At 63.4% G+C, this 22,335-nt stretch carries 20 protein-coding genes and 3 tRNA genes; 15 read left to right on the top strand and 8 right to left on the bottom strand.

Going from position 1 to position 22,335, the window contains the following annotated elements; genetic code table 11:
- Positions 1-18: 18 nt before the first annotated feature.
- The 7 genes from lepB to nagZ all read left to right on the top strand — a co-directional run bounded on the left by lepB (position 19) and on the right by nagZ (position 6,732).
- Positions 19-912 (top strand): signal peptidase I, encoded by an 894-nt coding sequence (lepB, locus tag AABE10_RS08745; RefSeq protein ID WP_342932862.1) that lies wholly within the window; start codon positions 19-21, stop codon positions 910-912.
- A 175-nt stretch (positions 913-1,087) separates the two neighbouring features.
- Positions 1,088-2,434, top strand: coding sequence for a ribonuclease III (gene rnc / locus AABE10_RS08750; RefSeq protein ID WP_342932863.1), 1,347 nt, complete (start codon positions 1,088-1,090; stop codon positions 2,432-2,434).
- 59 nt (positions 2,435-2,493) lie between these two features.
- Positions 2,494-3,393, top strand: coding sequence for a GTPase Era (gene era / locus AABE10_RS08755; RefSeq protein WP_090867085.1), 900 nt, complete (start codon positions 2,494-2,496; stop codon positions 3,391-3,393).
- Positions 3,380-4,432 carry a DNA repair protein RecO gene (recO, locus tag AABE10_RS08760; protein ID WP_342932864.1) on the top strand — a complete coding sequence of 351 codons (1,053 nt, stop codon included), beginning with the start codon at positions 3,380-3,382 and terminating at the stop codon, positions 4,430-4,432. Before era ends, recO begins: the two co-directional genes overlap by 14 nt.
- The gene (pdxJ, locus tag AABE10_RS08765; RefSeq protein ID WP_342932865.1) at positions 4,429-5,193 is read left to right on the top strand and encodes a pyridoxine 5'-phosphate synthase; all 765 of its coding nucleotides are present in this window, start codon (positions 4,429-4,431) and stop codon (positions 5,191-5,193) included. The genes recO and pdxJ overlap by 4 nt, the downstream gene beginning before the upstream one ends.
- 34 nt (positions 5,194-5,227) lie before the next feature.
- Complete coding sequence (acpS, locus tag AABE10_RS08770) at positions 5,228-5,635, top strand: holo-ACP synthase (protein ID WP_342932866.1); 408 nt, start codon at positions 5,228-5,230, stop codon at positions 5,633-5,635.
- Positions 5,636-5,700: 65 nt separating this feature from the next.
- Positions 5,701-6,732 (top strand): beta-N-acetylhexosaminidase, encoded by a 1,032-nt coding sequence (nagZ, locus tag AABE10_RS08775; RefSeq protein WP_342932867.1) that lies wholly within the window; start codon positions 5,701-5,703, stop codon positions 6,730-6,732.
- Positions 6,733-6,814: 82 nt separating this feature from the next.
- On the opposite strand, the gene AABE10_RS08780 is transcribed toward nagZ, so the two are convergent.
- The 4 genes from AABE10_RS08780 to earP all read right to left on the bottom strand — a co-directional run bounded on the left by AABE10_RS08780 (position 6,815) and on the right by earP (position 10,978).
- Positions 6,815-8,197, bottom strand: a complete 1,383-nt coding sequence (locus AABE10_RS08780; RefSeq protein WP_342932868.1) for a sigma-54 dependent transcriptional regulator — start codon at positions 8,195-8,197, stop codon at positions 6,815-6,817.
- A 166-nt stretch (positions 8,198-8,363) separates the two neighbouring features.
- Positions 8,364-8,570, bottom strand: a complete 207-nt coding sequence (locus AABE10_RS08785; protein ID WP_342932869.1) for a CsbD family protein — start codon at positions 8,568-8,570, stop codon at positions 8,364-8,366.
- A gap of 288 nt (positions 8,571-8,858) precedes the next feature.
- Positions 8,859-9,416 carry an elongation factor P gene (gene efp, locus AABE10_RS08790; RefSeq protein ID WP_012400257.1) on the bottom strand — a complete coding sequence of 186 codons (558 nt, stop codon included), beginning with the start codon at positions 9,414-9,416 and terminating at the stop codon, positions 8,859-8,861.
- A 371-nt stretch (positions 9,417-9,787) separates the two neighbouring features.
- A complete protein-coding gene (gene earP, locus AABE10_RS08795) occupies positions 9,788-10,978 on the bottom strand; it encodes an elongation factor P maturation arginine rhamnosyltransferase EarP (RefSeq protein WP_342932870.1) in 1,191 nt (396 codons plus the stop codon).
- A 119-nt stretch (positions 10,979-11,097) separates the two neighbouring features.
- Here earP and uvrC point away from each other — a divergent pair, with 119 nt between their 5' ends.
- The 6 genes from uvrC to AABE10_RS08825 all read left to right on the top strand — a co-directional run bounded on the left by uvrC (position 11,098) and on the right by AABE10_RS08825 (position 15,286).
- Positions 11,098-13,281, top strand: a complete 2,184-nt coding sequence (gene uvrC, locus AABE10_RS08800; RefSeq protein WP_342932871.1) for an excinuclease ABC subunit UvrC — start codon at positions 11,098-11,100, stop codon at positions 13,279-13,281.
- Positions 13,282-13,438: 157 nt separating this feature from the next.
- A complete protein-coding gene (gene pgsA, locus AABE10_RS08805; protein WP_342932872.1) occupies positions 13,439-14,029 on the top strand; it encodes a CDP-diacylglycerol--glycerol-3-phosphate 3-phosphatidyltransferase in 591 nt (196 codons plus the stop codon).
- 136 nt (positions 14,030-14,165) lie between these two features.
- Positions 14,166-14,241, top strand: a tRNA-Gly gene (locus AABE10_RS08810).
- A 65-nt stretch (positions 14,242-14,306) separates the two neighbouring features.
- A tRNA-Gly gene (locus AABE10_RS08815) sits at positions 14,307-14,382 on the top strand.
- A 136-nt stretch (positions 14,383-14,518) separates the two neighbouring features.
- Positions 14,519-14,592 (top strand) — tRNA-Cys (locus AABE10_RS08820).
- A gap of 181 nt (positions 14,593-14,773) precedes the next feature.
- Positions 14,774-15,286 (top strand): GNAT family N-acetyltransferase, encoded by a 513-nt coding sequence (locus AABE10_RS08825; protein ID WP_342932873.1) that lies wholly within the window; start codon positions 14,774-14,776, stop codon positions 15,284-15,286.
- A gap of 13 nt (positions 15,287-15,299) precedes the next feature.
- Here AABE10_RS08825 and AABE10_RS08830 read toward each other — a convergent pair whose 3' ends face one another.
- Genes AABE10_RS08830 through AABE10_RS08840 form a run of 3 tightly spaced genes read right to left on the bottom strand, consistent with a single transcriptional unit; the run spans position 15,300 to position 17,281 of the window.
- Positions 15,300-16,190: a cytochrome c oxidase assembly protein gene (locus AABE10_RS08830; protein ID WP_342932874.1), complete on the bottom strand. Its 891-nt coding sequence runs from the start codon at positions 16,188-16,190 to the stop codon at positions 15,300-15,302.
- Positions 16,191-16,199: 9 nt separating this feature from the next.
- Entirely contained in the window at positions 16,200-16,679 is a 480-nt protein-coding gene (locus AABE10_RS08835; protein ID WP_342932875.1) for a copper chaperone PCu(A)C, read from the bottom strand.
- 17 nt (positions 16,680-16,696) lie between these two features.
- Positions 16,697-17,281, bottom strand: coding sequence for an SCO family protein (locus AABE10_RS08840; protein ID WP_342933091.1), 585 nt, complete (start codon positions 17,279-17,281; stop codon positions 16,697-16,699).
- Positions 17,282-17,755: 474 nt separating this feature from the next.
- Between AABE10_RS08840 and otsB the strand changes: the two genes are divergently transcribed.
- Both otsB and otsA read left to right on the top strand, forming a co-directional pair.
- Positions 17,756-18,505, top strand: a complete 750-nt coding sequence (gene otsB, locus AABE10_RS08845) for a trehalose-phosphatase (protein ID WP_342932876.1) — start codon at positions 17,756-17,758, stop codon at positions 18,503-18,505.
- 64 nt (positions 18,506-18,569) lie between these two features.
- Positions 18,570-19,994, top strand: a complete 1,425-nt coding sequence (gene otsA, locus AABE10_RS08850; protein ID WP_342932877.1) for an alpha,alpha-trehalose-phosphate synthase (UDP-forming) — start codon at positions 18,570-18,572, stop codon at positions 19,992-19,994.
- Positions 19,995-20,117: 123 nt separating this feature from the next.
- On the opposite strand, the gene AABE10_RS08855 is transcribed toward otsA, so the two are convergent.
- Positions 20,118-21,953 carry an ABC transporter ATP-binding protein gene (locus AABE10_RS08855; protein ID WP_342932878.1) on the bottom strand — a complete coding sequence of 612 codons (1,836 nt, stop codon included), beginning with the start codon at positions 21,951-21,953 and terminating at the stop codon, positions 20,118-20,120.
- Between the last annotated feature and the right edge of the window lie 382 nt (positions 21,954-22,335).

Consider the following 22,335-nt stretch of genomic DNA (forward strand, 5'->3'; position numbering starts at 1 on the left):
ACTAAGAACTGGAACCCTATGAATTTTGCGCTGATTCTTTTTGTGCTCGTGATCATTACGGGCGTGGCATGGGTCGCAGACAAACTGGTTTTCCTCCCGCAACGTCGCCGCGCGGCGGAAGCCGCCGTTGACGAGTTCGATCGTCAGCAGGCGCGCATCGGCGAGCGTTTCGCCGATGAGAATGCGCCCGCCACGCGCGCGCGGCTGCGTGAGGAAAAGCTGCGGCAGCCGTGGTGGCTCGAATACACGGCGAGCTTTTTCCCGGTGATTCTCGTCGTGTTCGTCGTGCGCTCGTTCGTCGTCGAGCCGTTCAAGATTCCGTCGGGCTCGATGGTGCCGACGCTGTTGGTCGGCGACTTCATTCTCGTGAACAAGTACGACTACGGCATTCGCCTGCCCATCGTGAATACGAAGATCACGGAGGGCCGTCCGCTGCAGCGTGGCGATATCGTCGTGTTCCGCTATCCGAAGGACGAATCTGTCGACTACATCAAGCGCGTGATCGGTCTGCCGGGCGATGTCGTCGCGTATCAGGACAAGAAGCTGACGATCAACGGCAAGCCCGTTCCGGAAACGCCGCTGCCCGACTACTTCGACGAAGAGCGCATCGGCTACGCGAAGCAATTCGAAGAAGACATCGATGGCCGCAAGAACGCGATTCTCAACAATCCTGCCGTGCCACCGTTCATCGTCGGCGCCGAAGATTATCCGTATCGCGACAATTGCAAGTACGACGCACAGGGCGTCGTGTGCAAGGTGCCGCCGGGCAACTACTTCATGATGGGCGACAACCGCGACAACAGCGCCGACAGCCGCTATTGGGGCTTCGCGCCGGACAAGAACGTCGTCGGTCGCGCGTTCTTCATCTGGATGAACTTCAGCAATCTGAAGCGTATTGGCAGCTTTCATTGATTGCATTTCGCGCGTTCCCATGCGGATGTGCATCTGAACCGCGCAACACGTCGCGCACTGATCGCGACGTGTTATCACGCTACTTTAACAACGCGCGGTAACGTCGCTACAACACGCTTTTTCGGCGCCGGGGCCGCGTTTTCGCCCCATGTGGCGCCCGCGTTATACTCTGCACATGCCCCTATCTCCGTTGGAAAGCCGTTTGCGCTACGAATTTCGCAATGCGGAATTGCTGCGCCAGGCTTTAACTCACCGCAGTCACAGTGCCACGCATAACGAGCGGCTGGAATTTCTCGGCGATTCCGTTCTGAACTGCGCGGTGGCCGCGCTATTGTTCCAACGTTTCGGCAAGCTGGACGAGGGCGATCTGTCCCGCGTTCGGGCGAATCTGGTCAAGCAGCAGTCGCTTTATGAAATCGCTCAGGCCCTGAATATTTCCGAGGGCTTGCGACTGGGAGAAGGCGAATTGCGCAGCGGCGGCTTCCGGCGCCCGTCCATATTGGCCGACACGCTCGAAGCGATTCTCGGCGCGATCTTTCTGGACAGCGGCTTCGAGGCCGCGCAGACGGTCATTAAACGTCTTTACGTGCCGATTCTCGATCACATCGATCCGCGCACGCTCGGCAAGGACGCGAAGACCTTGCTCCAGGAATACCTGCAGGGCCACAAGATTCCGCTGCCGACGTATACCGTCGTCGCGACGCATGGTGCGGCGCACAATCAGCAGTTCGAAGTCGAATGCACGGTGCCGAAGCTGGATGTGAAAGTGTCCGGTTCGGGCGCGAGCCGTCGTGCCGCCGAGCAGGCGGCGGCGAAGAAGGCACTCGACGAAGTGATGGCGGCGGCTCCTGCGATGGTTGCCAAGCCGAAGCGCTCGAAAGGTGCGCGAGCGGCCAAAGCCGAGGCGGAAATCGTGCCGGGCGTGACGGGCGTGCAGGCGGCGCTCGATCTGCGCGCGCCCGACCATCGCAAGGCCGAGCGTGCCGCGCGCGGCGACGCGAAGCCGGCCTCGCTGGATGTGCCGTCCGCTGGCCAGGCCGCCGCGGCTGCGCCGCTGGCCGTGATTCGCGCGGCTCACGTCGAATACAGTCAGGAAGCGGCCGACAAGACTGAGCGCGCCGATAAAACCGAGCGTCCGGCGCGGGCATCCGATAAGCCGGCCGAAAAACCCGCTTCCGACAAGTCGAACCCGGACAAGTCGTCGCAGGAAAAGGGCACGCAGGATCCGGCGCAAGGAAAGGACGAAAATCCCGAGGGCGCAAAGCCCGAAAAAGCAGACAAGGCCGCCGATAAACCGGAAACCGTGTTGCGCCTTCCCGAACGCCAGCCGTCCGACAAGACAGAAGCCCAGCCGCGCTCCGTCGAAAAGCCGGCTGAAAAGCCCGCTGAGAAATCCGCAGACAAGCCAGCCGACAAGCCCGCTTCGCGTGCTCGCGAGGCCTCGCCCGGCACGGGCGCGACCGATCTCGAACCCGGCGTCGCCGGCGCGGTGCAAACGCGCGTAGCCGATGCCGGTCATTGAACGCAATCCGACGTGAGCGCGCTCACCGCGCGTCCACAAGAACCTGCCGTAGTCCGAATATGAACGCTTCCACTCCCACTGGTTTTCGCTGCGGCATGGTCGCGATCGTTGGCCGCCCGAACGTCGGTAAATCGACGCTGATGAACGCACTCGTTGGCCAGAAGGTCAGCATCACGTCGCGCAAGGCGCAGACGACCCGCCATCGCATCACGGGCATCAACACGCACGACGACGCGCAGTACATCTTCGTCGATACGCCCGGCTTCCAGACGCGCCACAGCGGCGCGCTGAACCGGTCGCTGAATCGCGCGGTCACGTCGACGCTGACGTCCGTCGATGCCGTGCTGTTCGTGATCGAGGCCGGCCGCTTCGGCCCCGATGATCAGAAGGTGCTCGACCTGATCCCCGCTTCGGCGCCGACGCTGCTGATCGCGAACAAGCTCGATCGCGTGGGAGACAAGGATTCGCTGTTCCCGTTCATGCAGCAAATGAGCGCGCTGCGCGAGTTCAAGGAAATCGTGCCGCTGTCGGCGAAGAATCCCGACGACATCAAGCGGCTGTTGTCGACGGTCAAGCCGTACCTGCCCGAAGGCGAGCCGATCTACGGCGAAGACGACTTGACGGATCGCAGCGAGCGTTTTCTTGCGGCCGAAATCCTGCGCGAAAAAGTATTCCGCTGGACGGGCGACGAACTGCCGTACACAAGCACCGTGCTGATCGACAAGTTCGAGACGGAAGGGCGTCTGCGCCGCATCTTCGCGACGATCCTCGTCGAGCGCGATTCGCACAAGGCGATGATCATCGGTCAGAAGGGCGCGAAGCTGAAGCAGATCAGCACGGAAGCGCGCATCGACATGGAGAAGCTGTTCGACGGCCCGGTGTATCTGGAAACGTTCATCAAGGTGAAGAGTGGCTGGGCCGACAACGAAGCCGGACTCCGCGCCTATGGTTACGAATGACGGCGCGACGAGCACCCAATCTGACGCGTGGATGACGCTGCCGGACGACGCCGACCCGGACGCCAACCCGGACGCCGATCACGGCGATTTCGCGCGCGCACACAGTGGCGCGTCGGAGAAGTCTGGATCATCCGCGCGGCCCGGCCGCGCGAAGCCGGCGCGCACGGCGAAACGCAGCAACGCCGGCACTCGTAGCACCGCCTCGCACCGTGAGAGCGACAACGACATCGGAGAAAGCGCCGACGACTACGGCGCGTCCGAACAACCACCGCGCAAGACGACGACACGCCGGGCACCTTCGCGCGTGCCGCGCGCGCCGGCATCCGAATTCCGCATCGCCGAGCAGCCTGCGTTCGTGCTGCACAGCTATCCGTATCGCGAGACGAGCCTGATCATCGACGTGCTGTCGCGCGATCACGGACGTATCGCGCTCGTCGCAAAAGGTGCGAAGCGTCCGCATTCCGCGCTGCGCGGCGTGTTGCAGACGTTCCAGCCGCTGTCGCTTGCATGGTCCGGCAAGTCGGAGATGCGCACGCTGACGGGAGCCGAATGGGTCGGCGGAATGCTGCCGCTCACGGGCGACGCGCTCCTGTGCGGGTTCTACGTGAACGAGTTGCTCGTCAAGTTTCTCGCGCGCGAAGATCCGCATCCGCAACTGTTTCATCACTACGTCGTCACGTTGACGCGCCTCGCGCACGATGAACCGCCCGTGCAGGTGCTGCGTTCGTTCGAGCGCGTGCTGCTGCGCGAAACCGGCTACGCGATGTCGCTCAATCGCACGGTGGCGCGCAAGCCCGTCGTGTCCGACGGGCGCTATGTGTTCGATCCCGAGCGCGGCGTGCGCGAAGCATCGGACGATGTTCCTTCGAACTGGCCCGTCGTCAGCGGTCAAACCTTGCTCGACATGGAACAGGACGATTACCATCGAGCCCAGACCGTCGCGCAAAGCAAGACGCTGATGCGCTTTTTGCTCAACACCTATCTGGGCGGCACGCCCCTCGCGACGCGCCAGATTCTGATCGATCTGCAGAACCTATGAGCTTCTTTCTGACTTCCCCGAATGTGATCGACCTGGGCGTGAACATCGATCACGTCGCCACGCTGCGCAACGCGCGCGGCACGTCCTATCCCGATCCCGTGCGCGCCGCGCTGCAGGCGGAAGAGGCGGGCGCCGATGCGATCACGCTGCATCTGCGCGAAGACCGCCGCCATATCGTCGACGCCGACGTGCGCGCGCTGCGGCCGCAACTGAAGACGCGCATGAACCTCGAGTGCGCGGTCACAAAGGACATGCTCGACATCGCGTGCGAAGTGCAGCCGCACGATGTATGTCTCGTGCCCGAAAAGCGCCAGGAGCTGACGACGGAAGGCGGGCTCGACGTCGCCGGTCACTTCGAAGCGGTGCGGGCCGCGTGCCGGCAGCTGGCCGATGCCGGCTCGCGCGTATCGCTCTTCATCGATGCCGACGAAACGCAGATTCGCGCCGCGCACGAAGCGGGCGCGCCCGTCATCGAACTGCACACCGGCGCCTATGCGGACGCGCACGATCCCAAAGAGCAGCAGCGCGAGTACGAGCGCATCGTGCGCGGCGTGGAGTTCGGCGCGTCGCTGGGCCTGAAGGTGAATGCGGGCCACGGCCTGCACTACACGAATGTCCAGCAGATCGCGGCGATCGAAGGGATCGTCGAACTCAATATTGGCCACGCGATCGTCGCGCATGCGATCTTCGCGGGCTGGGACAACGCCGTGCGCGAGATGAAGGCGATCATGGTCGCCGCGCGTCTCGCGGCGCGCTCATAAAGACACGAAACGACACAATAGCGGCGGCACGTATATGGCGATTTACGGCATCGGCACCGACATCGTTCAGGTGAGCCGCGTCGCGGCGGTGATGGAACGCACCAACGGACGCTTCGCCGAGAAAGTGCTCGGACCCGAAGAGCTTCGGGTCTATCACGCGCGCAATGCGCGCTCGCAGGCACGCGGGCTCGCGTTTCTCGCGACGCGCTTTTCCGTCAAGGAAGCGTTCTCGAAGGCGATCGGACTCGGCATGCGCTGGCCGATGACCTGGCGCGCGCTGCAGACGCTCAACGAAGCGAGCGGCCGTCCCGTCTGCGTGGCGTCGGGCGAACTCGCCGAGTGGCTCGCGGAACGCGGGATCACATCGCAAGTCACACTGTCCGACGAGCGCGATTACGCGGTGTCGTTCGTCATCGCCGAAACGGCCGATCGTTCCGTCTGATCACCCGACGCGATGCGAGCGCGCAAGCGGCGTCGCGTTCTTTTCCTTTTGCTCTCATAGACCCGATGAAACTGACTCCTGGCCCGGTGATGCTCGACGTGGTTGGCAAGACGCTGAACGCTGACGACGAGCGCCGCCTCGCTCATCCGATGACGGGTGGCGTGATCCTCTTCGCGCGTCATTTCGAAAGCCGCGCGCAACTCGTCGCGCTGACGGAAGCGATTCGCGAGGTGCGCGAGGATCTCCTGATCGCCGTCGATCACGAAGGCGGGCGCGTGCAGCGTTTTCGCACCGACGGCTTCACGGTGCTGCCGTCGATGGGCAAGCTCGGCGCGCTGTGGGACGACGACGTGCTGCACGCGACCAAGGTGACGACGGCCGTGGGCTACATCCTCGCGTCGGAGTTGCGCGCGTGCGGTATCGACATGAGCTTTACGCCCGTGCTTGATCTGAACTACGGGAACTCGCAGGTGATCGGCGATCGCGCGTTCCATCGCGACCCGCGCGTCGTCACGCTGCTCGCGAAGAGCCTCAACCACGGACTCGCGCTCGCGGGCATGGCGAACTGCGGCAAGCATTTTCCGGGTCATGGGTTCGCGTCGGCGGATTCGCACTACGCGGTGCCCGTCGACGAACGCACGCTCGACGAAATACTCAAGAAAGACGTCGCGCCGTACGACTGGCTCGGCTTGTCGCTGGCGTCGGTGCTGCCGGGGCATGTGATCTACCCGAAGGTCGATAGCAAGCCGGCGGGCTTTTCGCGCGTATGGGTCCAGGACATCCTGCGCAAGAAGTTGCGCTTCGAGGGCGCGGTCTTCAGCGACGACCTGTCGATGGAAGCCGCGCGCCAGGGCGGCACGCTGACGGAAGCAGCGACGGCCGCGCTCGAAGCGGGCGTCGACATGGTGCTGATCTGCAATCAGCCGGAAGAAGCGGGGAAGGTGCTCGATGCGCTGCGCTTCACCCAATCGAAGGAATCGAAGCGCCGCCTGAAGCGGATGCGCCCGCGCGGCAAGGCGTTGTCGTGGGAGAAGCTTGCTGCCGAGCCGCAGTATCAGCAGGCTCAGGCGTTATTGCGCGCGGTATTCGCTTCCTGACGGATAGGGTACGCGCGGGGGCGCAAAACAAAAGGACGGGTCTTGCCCGTCCTTTTGTTTTGCGCCCGCCGCCCGACGCACGTCAGTTCAGCCGCATCCGTTGCAGCTTGTTGTACAGCGTCTTCGGACTGATGCCGAGCAGCGACGCCGCGCGATGCCGCGTGCCGCCGACGGCGTCGAGCGTCGCGCGGATCAGCATTTCCTCGACATCCGCGAGCGGCGTGCCGACCGTCACCTGCACGCGGCCGCCGTTCAGATCGCGGCCGCCGACACCATTGCTTTCGTCGACGCGCAGCGTCTCCAGTACATCGCCCGACGCGTGATACGCGCGCCGCACGCGCTCCTGCAATTCGCGCACGTTGCCCGGCCATTCGTACGCGAGACACTCGCGGACGAAATTCGGCCCGATCAGCTTCGTTGCATCGGCTACGCCGCGCGCGTTCGCCTCATCGTTCAGCTCGTCGACGAGTACTTGCGCGAAGAGCGACGGATCGTCGCCGCGCTCGCGCAGCGGCGGCAGCGACAGCGCGGCCGCTTCGAGCCGCAGGCCGAGATCCTGATGCAGGCTGCCATCGGCGACTGCTGCGCGCGGCATCTTGCGCGTGGACGCGATCAGGCGGAAGTCTGTGGCGACCTGGTTCGTGCCGCCGACGCGCATGAAGGTCTGCGAATCGAGCGCGCCGAGCAGCGCTTCCTGCTGCGCGCGCGGCAGCAGCGTGATTTCGTCGATGAAGAGCGTGCCGCCGCTCGCCTGTTCGAAGAGGCCGGGCTCGCGCTGCTCGGCGCCGCCGAACGCGCCGCGTTCGTGGCCGAACAGCAGGCTGTCCAGCGGCCTGCCACCGGCGTTGGCCTGCGCCGAACGGCAATCGAGCACCACGAACGGCCCTTTGCGCCGGCGGCTCATCTCATGCAGCGTGCGCGCGCCGACTTCCTTGCCCGTGCCCGCTTCGCCGGATATCAGCACGGCGGCTTCCGTCGGCGCGATATGCTCGATCGAATCGTACACATGCTGGATCGCGCCGCTGCGGCCGATCATCGGTCCGAAACGGCCCATGCGGCGCAGCCTCGCCCGCAGCGACTGGACTTCCTCGGTCAGTTCGTAGGGACGCGGAATGCGCGCCAGCAGGCTGCGCAGCCGCGGGATGTTGACGGGCTTGAGCAGGTAGTCCCAGATGCCATGGCGCAGGCCCTCGATCGCGCTTTCGACCGTCGCGTTGCCAGTCATCACGATCACGGGCAACGCGCCGCCGGGCGGCTGCGCGGGCAGGTGCTGGAGCAGGTCGAGGCCGCTGCCGTCGGGCAGATTCAGATCGACGAGCACGACGTCGGGGATAAAGCGGGTCAGCGCTGCGCGCGCTTCTGAAAGCGTGATGGCGGTATCGACGGAAAAACCGTCGGCCGCAAGAATCGCGGACAGGCCTGACAGGCTATTGGGATCGTCTTCGACAATCAGGGCATGTGGCATAACGAGCGCAACTGTTCAGATGGACGGAGTCCCGACGCACACGGGCCGCAGCGGCGGTCCTTGGCGCGCGGGCGCTGGATGAGTGGGCTTGAGTGGCCAATGCTCCCGGTCAGATGCAACGGCATCGGAAGTCGCCGGGCAATCAGCACCCGGCGCGGGTCGCCCGTCACAGGTCGCGGTTGCGATCGAAGAAGCGGCGCACCTCGAGCTCTGCTTCGTCACGCGTCTTCCCATATCGCTCCTGGATCAGGCCCGCCAGCTTGTCGGCGCGGCCTTCCGCCCTGGTCAGTTCGTCGTCCGTGAGTTCGCCCCAGGCCGTTTTTGCCTTGCCGATCATCTGTTTCCACTTGCCTTCAGCGATATCGTTGTTCATGACACACCTCCCATTTCTTCCGAATAAAACACAAAGCCGCGTGGGCCTGAAATGCTTGGAAAGCAGGAGCCGTGCCAATGCAATTTATCTCGAAAAGTCAATGTGAGCGTGGACCGAAAGCACGAATGCGCCTATCAACCTGGCAAAATTGCATGCCTGGCCGGTAAAGTTTTCCACCACCATACACGGTCGCGAAAAAAAGAAAAAGCGCCCAGATGGGCGCTTTTTTAACTCGAAGCCCTGAGCGAGTCAGGGCTTAAGACGATTGCCGTGCGGCGCGATTCAAACTTACGCGCGGCTGCGATATTCGTTGGTACGCGTGTCGATTTCGATCTTGTCGCCGATATTGCAGAAGAGGGGCACTTGCAGTTCGAAACCCGTGTTCAGCTTGGCGGTCTTGAGGACCTTGCCCGACGAGGTGTCGCCCTTGACGGCCGGCTCCGTGTAGATGATTTCGCGGACCAGCGTGGTCGGCAGTTCGACCGAGATGGCCTTTTCGTTGTAGAACACGACTTCGCAAGCCATGCCGTCTTCGAGGTAGTTGAGCGCGTCGCCCATCATTTCGGCTTCGACTTCGTACTGGTTGTAGTCGGCGTCCATGAACACGTACATCGGGTCGGCGAAGTACGAGTACGTGACTTCCTTGCGGTCCAGCACGACGACGTCGAACTTGTCGTCTGCCTTGTAGACGGTTTCCATGCCTGCGCCCGTCAGCAGGTTCTTGAACTTCATCTTGACGACGGCGGCGTTGCGGCCCGACTTGTTGTATTCGGCCTTCTGAACGACCATTGCGTCGTTGCCGATCATCACGACGTTGCCGGTGCGGAGTTCCTGAGCGATCTTCATAAAACTGTCCTGTACGAAATAAGGTGCTTCAACTTTTGCTCAACGGCATACGGCGCAAGCGGGTTCGGCGCCCGGCGCATGTTCGACGCCCCATACGCATAGGGCGGCTCAAACTGGATTGCACGGTAAGCGGGGCAGCGTCGACGGGGCGGTCGCGTTTTACCGCTTCCTTTGCTTCCATCGCACATGCCGGTCTGCTTCTGCCTTGCTGCTTTACCCGAAGCGTCCGTCTGCTTCTTTGTACCCGAAGCGGGCGCGTACTCGTGTGACACTGGCACCGGAACTGCGAAGGTCCACAAAACCTGCTCCTGATAGACCTCTGCTGTCGCCGCCGCGTGCCGCGCTTGCGTCGTCGGCCGTTGGATAACCGCTTATTTTAACTGAGTTTTTGCGAATTCCGCCAGATTTCCAGCGAGATCGCCAATCGACGCCAGATCGCGCGCCCAGTCGGCCGCGCGCGCGTCGAGTTTCGGGCGATGGTGCTGGAGTTCCGTCCAGTCCGGCGTGCCGTTGCCGTTCCACGCGTGCCAGAAGCGGCTGAGTGCTGCGCGCGCAGCGGCGGGAAGTCCGTGCGCATAGTGCGCGAGCGCGGCGTCGAGCTTCGGCAGATGGGCGTCGTCGGCTTGCGGATAGATGTGCCAGATGAACGGACGCGCCGCCCACTGCGCGCGGACAAACGAGTCTTCGCCGCGCACGAAGTTGATGTCGCTGATCCACAGCAGCTCGTCGTAGCCCGGCTGGTCGGTGAACGCGAGCGCGTGGGCGCGCAAATTGCCGCTCGACGCGTGCGCGCCCGCCGCGAACGACGACAGACCGAAAAAGCGCGCCACAGCGCCGGAAATGCGTCCCTCCGGCACGAGCAGCACGGTTTCGCCGCCGGCGTCGCGCCACTGCGCGAGCAGGCTGTCGACGGCCGGGTTTTCGTACGCGAACAACGACACGACGGTCGCGTCCTGTTCCGGCGGCTTGCTGCCCGTATTCGCTTGCCACCATGCGGCGCGCGCGTCCGACGACGCCAGGAACGCCGCGCGGCGCGCGTCGAGGTCGTGCTCCTTCAGCACGCCGCCCGTGCCTTTGCCGAGCCCCGGGAAGAAAAACGTCTTCGACAGCGCGTAACGCGGATGCGGCGACGGCCGCAAGTGAAAATCCGCGACCCAGTCTTCGCCGCTCAGATATTCGAGGTTGAACCAGACGGGCACGCGCTCGCGCCGCGCCATCGCCGCGACGTAGACGGGTGGCAGTTCGCACGCGAACGCCTCGATCACGATGTCGGCCACTTCCAGCGTCTCCCCCGCATGCGCGGGCTCGTGCCAGTGCTCGATGACGATGCCGTCGACCGTCTGCCGCGCCTTGTCGACATCGACGGATGGATTGAGCTTGTGAAACGCATGCAGATCGTCGACGAACACGCGCACCTGCCAGCCATGTTCGTTCGCGAGCTGGCGCGCGAGCCGCCAGCAGACCCCGATATCGCCGAAGTTGTCGATCACCGCGCAGAAAATGTCACATGCGATCGCTGGTGGCTGCGGCCGTCGAGTGCGTCGAGTGGAAACGGGGGACATGATGGCGGCGCCTGGGTTCGGGCGCGGGCGGAATGTTCTAAACTGGCGATTCTAAAGTACGCGAAAGTACCCAACCCACACAACGCGCCATCCACGCACGGCGCCCGGCCCGATTCTGCATGACCCGATCCGATTCCTCCCCCGCATCCGATGCCGCCGCGAAGTCCGGCACGCCCGACAGCGCCGCCGAAGAGTTCGACCCGAAGAAAGTGCTGCGCCAGTTGCCGCACATGCCGGGCGTCTATCGATACTACGATGCGCAGGGCGCGGTGCTTTACGTGGGCAAGGCGCGCGACCTGAAGAAGCGCGTGTCGAGCTACTTCACGAAGACGCTGCTGTCGCCGCGCATCGCGATGATGGTCACGCGGATTGCGAAGATCGAAACGACCGTCACGCGTTCGGAAGCCGAGGCACTGTTGCTTGAGAACAATCTCATCAAAGCTTTGGCGCCGCGCTACAACATTCTGTTTCGCGATGACAAGTCGTATCCGTATCTGAAGCTGACGGGCCATCAGTTTCCGCGCATGGCGTATTACCGCGGTTCGGTCGACAAGAAGAATCAGTATTTCGGACCGTTTCCGAGCGCATGGGCGGTACGCGAGAGCATCCAGATCCTGCAGCGCGTATTCCAGTTGCGCACCTGCGAGGATTCCGTATTCAACAACCGGACGCGGCCGTGTCTGCTGCATCAGATCGGACGATGCACGGCGCCGTGCGTCGGCGCGATCAGCGAAGAAGACTATGCACGCGACGTGTCCAATGCATCGCGCTTTCTGCTCGGACGGCAATCCGAAGTGATGAAGGAACTCGAGCAGAAGATGCATGCGTTCGCAAGCGAGCTGAAGTTCGAGCAGGCGGCGGCGGTGCGCAATCAGATGAGTTCGCTGTCGACGGTGCTGCATCAGCAGGCAATCGAAGTAGGCGGCGAAAGCGACGTCGATATTCTTGCTGTCGTCGCGCTCGGCGGACGCGTCTGCGTGAATCTGGCGATGGTGCGCGGCGGCCGGCATCTGGGCGACAAGGCTTACTTCCCGACGCACATCGAAAGCGCGTTGACGGCGGAAGAGGGCGGCCTCGAAGACGGTGATGCAGCGGAAGTCGCGCCATCCGCGCTGCTCGATATCGAAGCGGAGCTGGGCCAAGAAGCGGATGAACGCGCGGACGAAGCCGCTTCGGATGCCACCGTGACGAGCGACAGCGCGGAAGCCACCGACGATAGCGACGACGCCACCGACAGCGACACGAAGCCGCGCCCCGGCATCGAAGCCGAGGTGCTCGAAGCGTTCATCGCGCAGCATTATCTCGGCAATCGCGTGCCGCCCGTGCTCGTCGTCAGTCATGCGCCCGCAAGCCGCGAACTCGTCGATCTGCTGATCGAGCAGGCCGGGCACAAGGTCACGCTGCTGCGCCAGCCTCAAGGCCAGAAGCGCGCGTGGCTCGCGATGGCCGAGCAGAACGCCCGTCTCGCGCTCGCGCGGCTGTTGTCCGAACAGGGCTCGCAGCAATCGCGCACGCGCGCGCTCGCCGACACGCTGTCGCTCGAATGCGATGACCTTGCGCATTTGCGCATCGAATGCTTCGACATCAGCCACACGATGGGCGAGGCGACGCAGGCATCGTGCGTCGTCTTTCACCATCACAAGATGCAGTCGTCGGAATACCGGCGCTACAACATCACGGACATCACGCCCGGCGACGATTACGCGGCGATGCGTCAGGTGCTCACGCGCCGCTACGAGAAGATGGTCGCGCAGGCCGCGGCGAACGCAAACGACGAAGCGGCCGAACTGCAACCGGAAGCCGCCGCCGATCCAGCCGTCACGCCCGAAGGCGCGGAACCCGTTGCCGCGGGCGGCCTGCTGCCGAATATCGTGCTGATCGACGGCGGCAAGGGTCAGGTCGAGATTGCCCGCCAGGTGTTCAACGAGCTCGGGCTCGATCTAGGCATGCTGGTCGGCGTCGCGAAGGGCGAAGGGCGCAAGGTCGGTCTGGAGACGCTCGTGTTCGCGGACGGACGGCCGTCGCTCGAACTCGGCAAGGAAAGCGCGGCGCTGATGCTCGTCGCGCAGATCCGCGACGAGGCGCACCGCTTCGCGATCACGGGCATGCGCGCGAAGCGCGGCAAGACACGGCAGACGTCGCGGCTCGAAGAACTGGAAGGCGTCGGAGCGAAACGGCGGCAGCGGCTCCTCGCGCGCTTCGGCGGCTTGCGCGGCGTGGTGGCGGCGAGCGTCGACGATCTCGCGAGCGTCGAAGGGATTTCGCGCGCTCTGGCCGAGCAGATCTATCGACAGTTGCATTGAAGCGCGCACGCGCCGTGCGACGGCGAGTCGCGCGCCGATGCGCGTGGGGTTGCGCCCCGCGCCGCGCCGTGCAGACCCGCGCCGGGCACGTTGCTTGTAGCGCGTCCGGTGAACCGGCACAATTGCATCTCTTATCTCAGAACCTTGCGCCTGCCCCATGCCGTTTAATTTCCCGATCTTCCTGACATGGCTGCGGATCGTATTGATTCCGCTCGTCGTGGGCGTGTTCTATCTGCCGGACATGATGCTGAGCCCGGCGCACCGCAATCTGGCTGCCGCGACGATTTTCGTCCTCGCGGCGCTGACCGACTGGTTCGACGGTTTTCTCGCACGCAAATGGAATCAGACGTCGGCGTTCGGCGCGTTCCTCGATCCCGTCGCCGACAAGCTGATGGTCACGGCCGCATTGCTCGTGCTCGTGCAACTGGCGCGCCTCGATTCGGCGATCGCGCTGGTGATCGTCGGCCGCGAGATCGCGATTTCGGCGCTGCGCGAATGGATGGCGCAGATCGGCGCATCGAAGAGCGTTGCGGTGAACTCGCTCGGCAAATTCAAGACGGCCTGCCAGATGGTCGCGATTCCGATGCTGCTGTTCTACGGCCCGCTGTCGCTCGGCGCGTTTGTGATCGATACGCGCGTGTGGGGCTTGTGGCTCATCTATCTCGCGGCGTTCCTCACGATCTGGTCGATGCTGTACTACATGAAGCTCGCCTGGCCGCAGATTCGCGAACGCGGCGGAATGGCCTGAAAGCGGTCACGACCAGAATTTTTATTCGCTCGTACAAAAAGGGTTGACACGATTCGGTGCCTTCTACATAATCTCGTTTCTCCGGTGAACGCGATAACAAACAACGCGAAACACTGGGAAGCAGTAGAAGCAAAACGCGGGAGTAGCTCAGTTGGTAGAGCGCAACCTTGCCAAGGTTGAGGTCGCGAGTTCGAGACTCGTCTCCCGCTCCAGAATTTGAAGCAGCGTTTTGCAGTAGTCAGCAGGGCGTTGCAAGTGCAGGTAATTGCAGGTCCATGCGGGAGTAGCTCAGTTGGTAGAGCGCAACCTTGCCAAGGTTGAGGTCGCGAGTTCGAGACTCGTCTCCCGCTCCAAACACATGGGGAAGCAAAGCTTCCCTTTTTGTTTGATGCTTCGGCAGAAGCGTTGAGCTCAACTGGCCTTAGGGTCAATGCACAAAATCTGCGAGCCGTTGCCAATGCAACAGAGTACGGTCCGCAGTCCGCTTACGGCGCGATAGCAAAGCGGTTATGCAGCGGCCTGCAAAGCCGTGTAGGCCGGTTCGACTCCGGCTCGCGCCTCCAGCAAAGAAAAGCCCCGACACGTCGGGGCTTTTCTTTTGTTCGCGTTCTTTTCGGGCCTCTGTCTTCCGCGTGCGTTCGAGCGTGAGCGGCAAGCGACCAGCCGTCTCGCCTTCATCCCATCGTCGCGGCATAATCGGCCCGTTGACGTCCAACGGATGTCTGTCCCACACAAGACAATCTCATGACCGAGCAGCAATCGGCCGGCGGCACAACCGGCAGCAAAGAGACGACGCATATCGACTGGCGCTGGAAAGTGTTCGACGACCTGAGCAACGTCGAGGTCTACGACATGCTGGCCGCGCGCGCGGCCGTGTTCGTGATCGAGCAGAACTGTCTGTACGGCGATGTCGACGGTCTCGATCCCGGGGCCTGGCATCTGTTCGCTTATCGCGTGCCCGAAGCCGGCGCGCGCGCAAAGCTCGCCGGCTATCTGCGTGTGCTGTTGCCCGACGACGAAGAAGCCGACATCCGCATCGGCCGCGTGCTGACGACAGCCGAGTTTCGCGGCCAGGGACTCGGCAGCGCGATGCTCGAACGCGTGATTGGCCACATCTATGCACAGTGGCCGGGCACGCCCGTGCGTCTGCACGCGCAGGCGCATCTGCAGGCGTTCTATGGCGCGTTCGGCTTCGAGCCGATTTCGGAAGTCCACGAAGAGGACGGCATCCCGCATATCTGGATGCGGTCTTCCTGACGCCAGCGTTGGCTCAATGCTGTCTGACGGGCAGTGCGCTCGATGACGGCTTCGACTGAACGGCTGCCGTCTGTGGCGCGCGTTTCTCGTTGCGAAGGCGCGTGCGTGCCGACAGTCTCATCCAATGCCTGAGCGCAATCAGCGCGCCAATCACGCTCATCATCGAGCCAGGAATCCACAGCAGGAGTCCGCCGATCTGTTGATCGCGCATCGGACTGAGCCATGTGAACGCGCGCCCGCAAATCGAATAGATCGGATAAAGCTCACGCGGCGTAAAGAAAATAAATGCGCCGAGCAGGATCTGCGGCGGAATCGCCGCGACGACGATCAGAATGCGGCGCCCCGGTGACAGCCGCGCGGGCGGCGCGGGCCGAGAATCGAGCACGAGCCACCAGAACATCAGCCCGTCGATCACCATGCTCCAGTTCATCACGCGATACAGCCGCCAGTCGAGCATCGCGACGAAGTGGATCGGCGAAAGCAGCCAGAAATAGATCAGTCCAACGAACAAAACGACGGCGACGACGGGATGGAACAGCACGTCCAGCGTGATGCGCATCCAACGCGTCTGCAATGCGGGCCGCAACAAACGTTGTCGCCACGCGAACGGAATACCCGCGCGCATGGCTGCGCCCGGATACGACAGCGCGATAAAGAACGGCCCGAGATGATGCAGCACCAGATGCTGCGCGCGATGCATGAAGAACTCATGCTCGAAGTAGTAATCGAGCCGCGTATGCAGCGCGATATAGAGCGCGACCAGCCCGAACCAGAACGACAGTTGCCGCGCCACCGACACCTTCGCCTTGCGCACGCCGCGCGCAAACAGCAGCGCGGCGATCAGCATGACGATCACGACGGTCGGCGACGGCTCCCAGGGTTCGAGCCAGTAGAGCAGGTTCATCGTATGGCGTTACTTCGCTTGCGCGGGTGACTTGACCGCGAACGGCGCATCGAGCGTTTCGCCGTCGGAGAACTGCAGCTTGAGATGCACGGTGTCGCCCGGCGCGATCTTGTGCTTCGCATCTTCGAGCATCACGTGATACCCGCCCGGCGCGATCGACGCCTGGCCGTGCGCGGGCACCGTCAGCTTGTCGACCATCACCATCTTTTGCGTCGAGCCGTTAGAGACCGTCTGATGCAACATCGCGCTGCCGTAATCGGCGCTCGAAATGTCGACGAGATCGACGGGCTTGTCGCTCGAATTGGTCAGCGTCACGTACGCGGCCGCGGGCAGGTTGTTGGGCAGCCAGCGCACCCACGCGTTCTGCGCGGCGATGGCCTGCTTGTTGTCGGCTGCATGCGCGGCGATGGTGCCCGTCGCGACGAACGCGATGGCGGCGGCGCACGCGAGCGCGTGGATTGTCGAAAGCGTTTTCATTTTTTGTTTCATGGCGAACCTGTGGGAAATCATGAGTGGTCTTCGATGATACGGCGCACGTCTTCGGCGATGACGTCGGGCGTGTCGTGGTCGGTGGCGAGCAGGCGCGCGCGATTCTGCGCGTCGAAGATGTAGACGGCCGAACTGTGCGTCACTTCGTAATTGCCGTTCGGATCGCGCTTCTCCATCTGATACGCGATGCGATAGTGCTTCGCCAGCTGTTCGATCTGCGCGTCCGTGCCGGTGAGTCCGTGCGCATGCCGCGAATCGAATGCGCCGACGTAGTCGTGCAGCGCTTTCGGCGTATCGCGCGCCGGATCGACGGTGACGAACAGGATGCGCACGTTCTGCGCATCCGGCCCCAGCTTGCCGATGACCTGGATCAGCCGTCCCATCGTTTCCGGGCACACGTCCGGGCAATGCGTATAGCCGAAGTAGACGAGCGATGTGCTGCCCTTGAGCGAACTGGCCGCGACGGGCCGCCCGTCGTCGCCTGTGAGCGTGAAATCGAGGTCCGGCAGATGGCCGCTCACGTCCGTCAAATGCCACGGCTCGCCGGAATGCGAGCAGCCCGCGATACCGAATGCCGCGATGAGGGCCATGCCCAGCGACATGCCCAGCGCGGCGAGGCGTCGTCGGATGAAAGCGCGGGAAGGGAAGAGCGGCAAGTGGGACACGAGGACTTTGGGGAACAAAGGCAGCTTTGACGACTCGATTCAGGAGGGCGACCAACGCGTTGCGGACAGCATTTTGAACGCGACGCAAACAGTGCGCCGTGTCCGGCAACATGCCGGTAATACGCATTTCGGTATGCCGCTATTCCGGGCCAGCGCGGTTGGGACTCTATCGCAATTTTGCGCGCGCCGTTGTACCGTGGGCTTTCGAGGCAGAAAGCGAGTCAATATGCCGCAGAGCGCTGAAAGGCGCCTGTAGCCGGATCGACGGATTTTGAATCTGTCCTGTCGGGCAAACGGTCCGGATTGCCCGCCCGCGCGACGCGCAAACTTACTTTCTCGAAAAATCGACCGATGCGCGGTAAGATGCGCACACTTTTCCGGCTGCAAGCGGCTGAGAGGCAACGTACACCGATGCAAGCACTTCCGGCATTTCTGTCTCCGACGGAGACGGCATTTTTCTTCGATTTCGACGGCACGCTCGTCGATCTGGCACCGACGCCCGATGGCGTGCTGGTCCAACCCGAGGCCATCGCCTTGCTCGCCGAGTTGCGGCGTCTGACGAACGGCGCGGTGGCGATCGTATCGGGTCGCGGCATCGACAGCATCGACCAGTTTCTGGGCATGCCCGATCTGCCTGTTGCCGGTCTGCACGGTGCCGAGCGGCGCGATGCGAATGGCGACACGCAGCGCATCGGCTTCAACGACGAACGGCTGCTGCGCATGGAGCAGGTGCTCGCGGACATCGTCAACGCGAATCCCGGCATGCTGCTGGAGATCAAGGGCGCGGCGCTCGCGCTGCACTATCGCAACGCGCCCGATCGCGAGCCCGTCGCGCGCGAAGCGACGACAAAGCTCGTCGCCGATTATCCGGGCGCCTATGTGCTGCAGCCGGGCAAGATGGTCTACGAAATCAAGCCAAAGGATGTCGACAAGGGCCGCGCGCTGCGCGCGTTTCTCGACGAGCCGCCGTTCACGGGCCGCACGCCCGTATTCGCCGGCGACGATCTGACCGACGAGAAGGGCTTCGCAGTCGTCAACGAACGCGGCGGCCTGTCGATCAAGGTCGGTGGCGGCGACACGATTGCCGCGGCGCGCATCGGCTCGGTGAGCGCGCTAATCGCGTGGCTGTCAGAAGTCGTTTCGGCCGCGCGCAACGCATGATGACGTCCGTTCACCATCGCTCGACGGCCTTCCTCCCGTACGTCCCGCACGGAAACAACGCGTCATGAGCCGGCTGATCATCGTATCGAACCGCGTCGCGCCCATTTCCGAAGGCGGCCCGGCAGCGGGCGGTCTCGCGGTGGGCGTCTATGACGCGCTGAAGGAAACGGGCGGCATGTGGTTCGGCTGGAGCGGCGAGGTGCTCGGTTCCAGCCAGCCGGAAATCAGGCTGGAAGAGCGCGGCCCGGTGACATTCGCAACCGTCGGTCTCGTGCGCCGCGACTACGACCAGTACTACCGCGGCTTTTCGAACGCGACGCTGTGGCCTGCGTTTCACTATCGGCCGGATCTGCTGCAATTCGATCGACACGATTTCGAAGGCTATTGCCGCGTGAACACATGGCTCGCGCAGCAACTGGTGCCGCTTCTGCGCGACGACGACGTGATCTGGGTTCACGACTATCATCTGATCCCGTTCGCGCAGGCGTTGCGCGCGGCGGGCGTGAAGAACCGCATCGGCTTTTTCCTGCACATTCCGTTTCCGGCGGCGCAAGTGCTGCTTGCCGTGCCGCCGCACCGCGCGCTCGTCGAGGCGCTCTGTTCGTTCGATCTGCTCGGCTTTCAGACGAAACCGGATCTGCGCGCGTTCTGCGATTACGTCGTCAACGAGGCGAGCGGCACCGTCGATGCGTCGGCGCAAGGGCCGAGCGTCGTCCACGCGTTCGGCCGCACGTTGCGCGCGGCGGCGTATCCGATCGGCGTGTATCCCGACGAAATCGCCGAGCTGGCCAAGGCGGGCGAGCACGACAAGCCGGTGCGCACGATCGAGGCGACGCTGCATGGGCGCAAGCTGATCATGAGCGTCGACCGGCTCGATTATTCGAAGGGGCTCGTCGAGCGTTTTCGCGCGTTCGAACGGCTGCTCGAACATGCGCCCTCGTATCGCGACAAGGTGTCGTTGCTGCAGATCGCGCCGCCGACGCGTTCCGACCTGCACGCGTATCAGGAAATCCGCTTGCAGCTCGAAGGCGAATCGGGGCGCATCAATGGCCGCTTTGCCGAGCTCGACTGGACGCCGATCCGCTACATCCACCGGCAATATGAACGGCCCGTGCTCGCGGCGCTGTTTCGCACGGCGCATGTCGGCTACGTGACGCCGTTGCGGGACGGGATGAATCTCGTCGCGAAAGAGTACGTGTCGGCGCAAGACCCGGAAGATCCCGGCGTGCTGGTGCTGTCGCGTTTCGCGGGCGCGGCGCACGAACTGACGGGCGCGCTGATCGTCAATCCCGTCGACGTCGACGGCATGGCCGACGCGCTCGGCGCCGCGCTGTCGATGCCGCTTGCCGAACGCAAGGCCCGCTACGAGGACATGATCGCGCAGTTGCGCGAGAACAACGTGTCCGTGTGGCGCGACAATTTCATGCGCGATTTGCAGCAGGTGTCCGGCGACGAGGAGACAGTGGCGAACGAAGCTGCGGCGGGTTGATCTCCGCGCTTTTCATGCTTGCATGCGTAGTGAGAGCGCACAAAAAAGCCGCTTCGAACTTTGAAGCGGCTTTTTCTATTGATCGTTCAGCCGTTGATCGTTCACCCGACGATGCGTCGCGCGTCACGCCACATGCTGCTCGTCGAATTTTTTCCCGCCGACGTGCAGCGTCGACTGCTTGCCGTACTGCTTCGCAAGCAGATCGCGATACAGGCCCGGACGGTTGCGCAATTCTTCGGGGCTGCCGTCGTCGATGACCTTGCCCGCGCTCATCACGATGATGCGGTCGAAGTTGTGCAGCGTCGACAGGCGGTGCGCAATCGCGATCACCGTGCGGCCGACCATCAGCCGGTCGAGCGCTTTCTGGATCGCTTCTTCGGATGCGCTGTCGAGCGCGGAGGTCGCTTCGTCGAGCAGCAGGATCGGCGAGTTCTTCAGGATCGCGCGCGCAATCGCGATGCGTTGCCGCTGACCGCCCGAGAGCTTCACGCCGCGATCGCCGACGATCGTGTCGAAGCCTTCCGGCATCGCTTCGATGAAGTCCGTGCAGCGGGCATCGCGCGCGGCGGCGATCACCTCGTCGCGCGTCGCTTCAGGCCGCCCGTACGCGATGTTCTCGTAGACCGTGCGGTGGAGCAGCGAGATGTCTTGCGGCACGAGCGCGATCGCGTGGCGCAGGCTGTCCTGTGTGATCGCGGCGATATCCTGGCCGTCGATCATGATGCGTCCGCCCTGCGTTTCGTAGAAGCGTTGCAGCAGCGCGAGCACGGTCGACTTGCCCGCGCCCGACTTGCCGATCAGGCCGACACGCTGGCCCGGCTGGATGTCGAGATCGAAGTGATCGAGGATCGGGCGCCGCTTTGGATACGCGAACGTCACCTTCTCGAACGTCACGCGCCCGCCTTGCGGCACGAGTTCGGTCGCATCGTTGCGATCGGGCATGCCGTGCGGCTCGAGCAGCGTCTTCACGGCTTCGGCGAGGCGGGCGACGTGCTGCGTCACGTCGACGAGCGCGACGGCCAGATCGCGCGTGCCGTGCAGGATCGTGAAGCCGAGCGAGCTGACGAGCACGATGTCGCCGGAAGTCGCCTTGCCCTGGTCCCACAGCCACAGCGCCCAGCCGAGCAGACCCGCCGACAGCAGCGCGGTGATCACCGCATGCAGCAGACGCAGTTTCTCGAGGTAAAGCAGGCTTTGCTGACGCGCGTCCATTTCCGACTTCACGGTCGCGCCAAAGCGCTTCTGTTCGCGGAACGTCATGCCGAACGCGCGCACGAGGCCCATGTTGCCGATCACGTCGACGAGTTCACCGTCGACGGCAGCCGCCCTAGTCGCGAAGTTGTGGTGTCGCGCCGAGCCGCGGCCCGCCAGCTTGAACAGCACGACGGAGAGGATCGCCGAGCAGCTCAGCAGACCGAGCGCCATCAGCGGATTGACGGAGATGATCATCACGATCGCGCCTGCCACGGCGATACACGGCGGCAGCACGTTCCATGCGGTCGTGTTCTCGGCCGTGTAGACCGCGTTCGACGTCGCCGTGATCCGGCTCGCGAGCATGCCGGGCTGCTTCTCGGCGTAGTAGGTCGGCGAATGGCCGCTCAGGTACTGGAAGAGGTCCTTGCGCAGGTCGCCTGTGACGGCGACGAACGTATGTGCGGCAACCCAGCCGCCGACGCGCCACAGCAGATTGTCGGCGGCGATCAGGCCGACGAGGATCGCGAATGCGCCCCACAGCGGCCCCGGATGATGACGGCCTTCGCCGAGCACGTCGATCAGATGCTTGATCGCATATTGCGAAGCGAGCGCACAGCCCACGGCCGCGAATACGCTGCCCAGGACGACCAGATGGGCGACCGGATGGCGGCGGATAAAGCGGAAGAGGAATGCAAGCGGCCGGTTCGCATAGCCGGAGAGCTTTGCGTTATGGGCGTTGCGCTGGGCGATTGTCAGATGTTCCAATTGTTCAGTGGGTCTTTGGGTCGGGTTCAGATCGTGCAACGGCTGTGCCTGGCGCGGCTGGTAACAGGCTGGTAACAACCAGCGTAGGCCCCGCATTGTAAACATGCAAAAGCCATTTCGCATGGCGGTAAGGCCAATGAGGGCGCGATTATTTTCGCGACACGTACCGGTAAGCTTTCCCAGGCTGGACCCGTTGCGGGTCAAGAGGTTCACGCCATTGGCGAGAATTTTCAAGATACAATTACAGATTGCATACGAAGCCGGCGAGGCGATATCTCCACGCTCGTCGACGGTTCACCGGTGACCGTCGTCAAACGGCGTGCGGCGTTAGCGCCGATGCGAGGTTCCCACTGTAAAACGCCTTGAGAAAACAAGGGTTTGC

Source organism: Paraburkholderia diazotrophica, from assembly GCF_038900755.1.
Classification (GTDB): Bacteria; Pseudomonadota; Gammaproteobacteria; order Burkholderiales; family Burkholderiaceae; genus Paraburkholderia; species Paraburkholderia diazotrophica_A.

Excerpts from the sequence above, each read along its gene's own strand:
- lepB (WP_342932862.1), top strand. The coding sequence starts at position 19 with ATGAATTTTGCGCTGATTCTTTTTGTGCTCGTGATCATTACGGGCGTG.
- rnc (WP_342932863.1), top strand. The coding sequence starts at position 1,088 with ATGCCCCTATCTCCGTTGGAAAGCCGTTTGCGCTACGAATTTCGCAAT.
- era (WP_090867085.1), top strand. The coding sequence starts at position 2,494 with ATGAACGCTTCCACTCCCACTGGTTTTCGCTGCGGCATGGTCGCGATC.
- recO (WP_342932864.1), top strand. The coding sequence starts at position 3,380 with ATGGTTACGAATGACGGCGCGACGAGCACCCAATCTGACGCGTGGATG.
- pdxJ (WP_342932865.1), top strand. The coding sequence starts at position 4,429 with ATGAGCTTCTTTCTGACTTCCCCGAATGTGATCGACCTGGGCGTGAAC.
- acpS (WP_342932866.1), top strand. The coding sequence starts at position 5,228 with ATGGCGATTTACGGCATCGGCACCGACATCGTTCAGGTGAGCCGCGTC.
- nagZ (WP_342932867.1), top strand. The coding sequence starts at position 5,701 with ATGAAACTGACTCCTGGCCCGGTGATGCTCGACGTGGTTGGCAAGACG.
- AABE10_RS08780 (WP_342932868.1), bottom strand. The coding sequence starts at position 8,197 with ATGCCACATGCCCTGATTGTCGAAGACGATCCCAATAGCCTGTCAGGC.
- AABE10_RS08785 (WP_342932869.1), bottom strand. The coding sequence starts at position 8,570 with ATGAACAACGATATCGCTGAAGGCAAGTGGAAACAGATGATCGGCAAG.
- efp (WP_012400257.1), bottom strand. The coding sequence starts at position 9,416 with ATGAAGATCGCTCAGGAACTCCGCACCGGCAACGTCGTGATGATCGGC.
- earP (WP_342932870.1), bottom strand. The coding sequence starts at position 10,978 with ATGTCCCCCGTTTCCACTCGACGCACTCGACGGCCGCAGCCACCAGCG.
- uvrC (WP_342932871.1), top strand. The coding sequence starts at position 11,098 with ATGACCCGATCCGATTCCTCCCCCGCATCCGATGCCGCCGCGAAGTCC.
- pgsA (WP_342932872.1), top strand. The coding sequence starts at position 13,439 with ATGCCGTTTAATTTCCCGATCTTCCTGACATGGCTGCGGATCGTATTG.
- AABE10_RS08825 (WP_342932873.1), top strand. The coding sequence starts at position 14,774 with ATGACCGAGCAGCAATCGGCCGGCGGCACAACCGGCAGCAAAGAGACG.
- AABE10_RS08830 (WP_342932874.1), bottom strand. The coding sequence starts at position 16,190 with ATGAACCTGCTCTACTGGCTCGAACCCTGGGAGCCGTCGCCGACCGTC.
- AABE10_RS08835 (WP_342932875.1), bottom strand. The coding sequence starts at position 16,679 with ATGAAACAAAAAATGAAAACGCTTTCGACAATCCACGCGCTCGCGTGC.
- AABE10_RS08840 (WP_342933091.1), bottom strand. The coding sequence starts at position 17,281 with ATGTCGCTGGGCATGGCCCTCATCGCGGCATTCGGTATCGCGGGCTGC.
- otsB (WP_342932876.1), top strand. The coding sequence starts at position 17,756 with ATGCAAGCACTTCCGGCATTTCTGTCTCCGACGGAGACGGCATTTTTC.
- otsA (WP_342932877.1), top strand. The coding sequence starts at position 18,570 with ATGAGCCGGCTGATCATCGTATCGAACCGCGTCGCGCCCATTTCCGAA.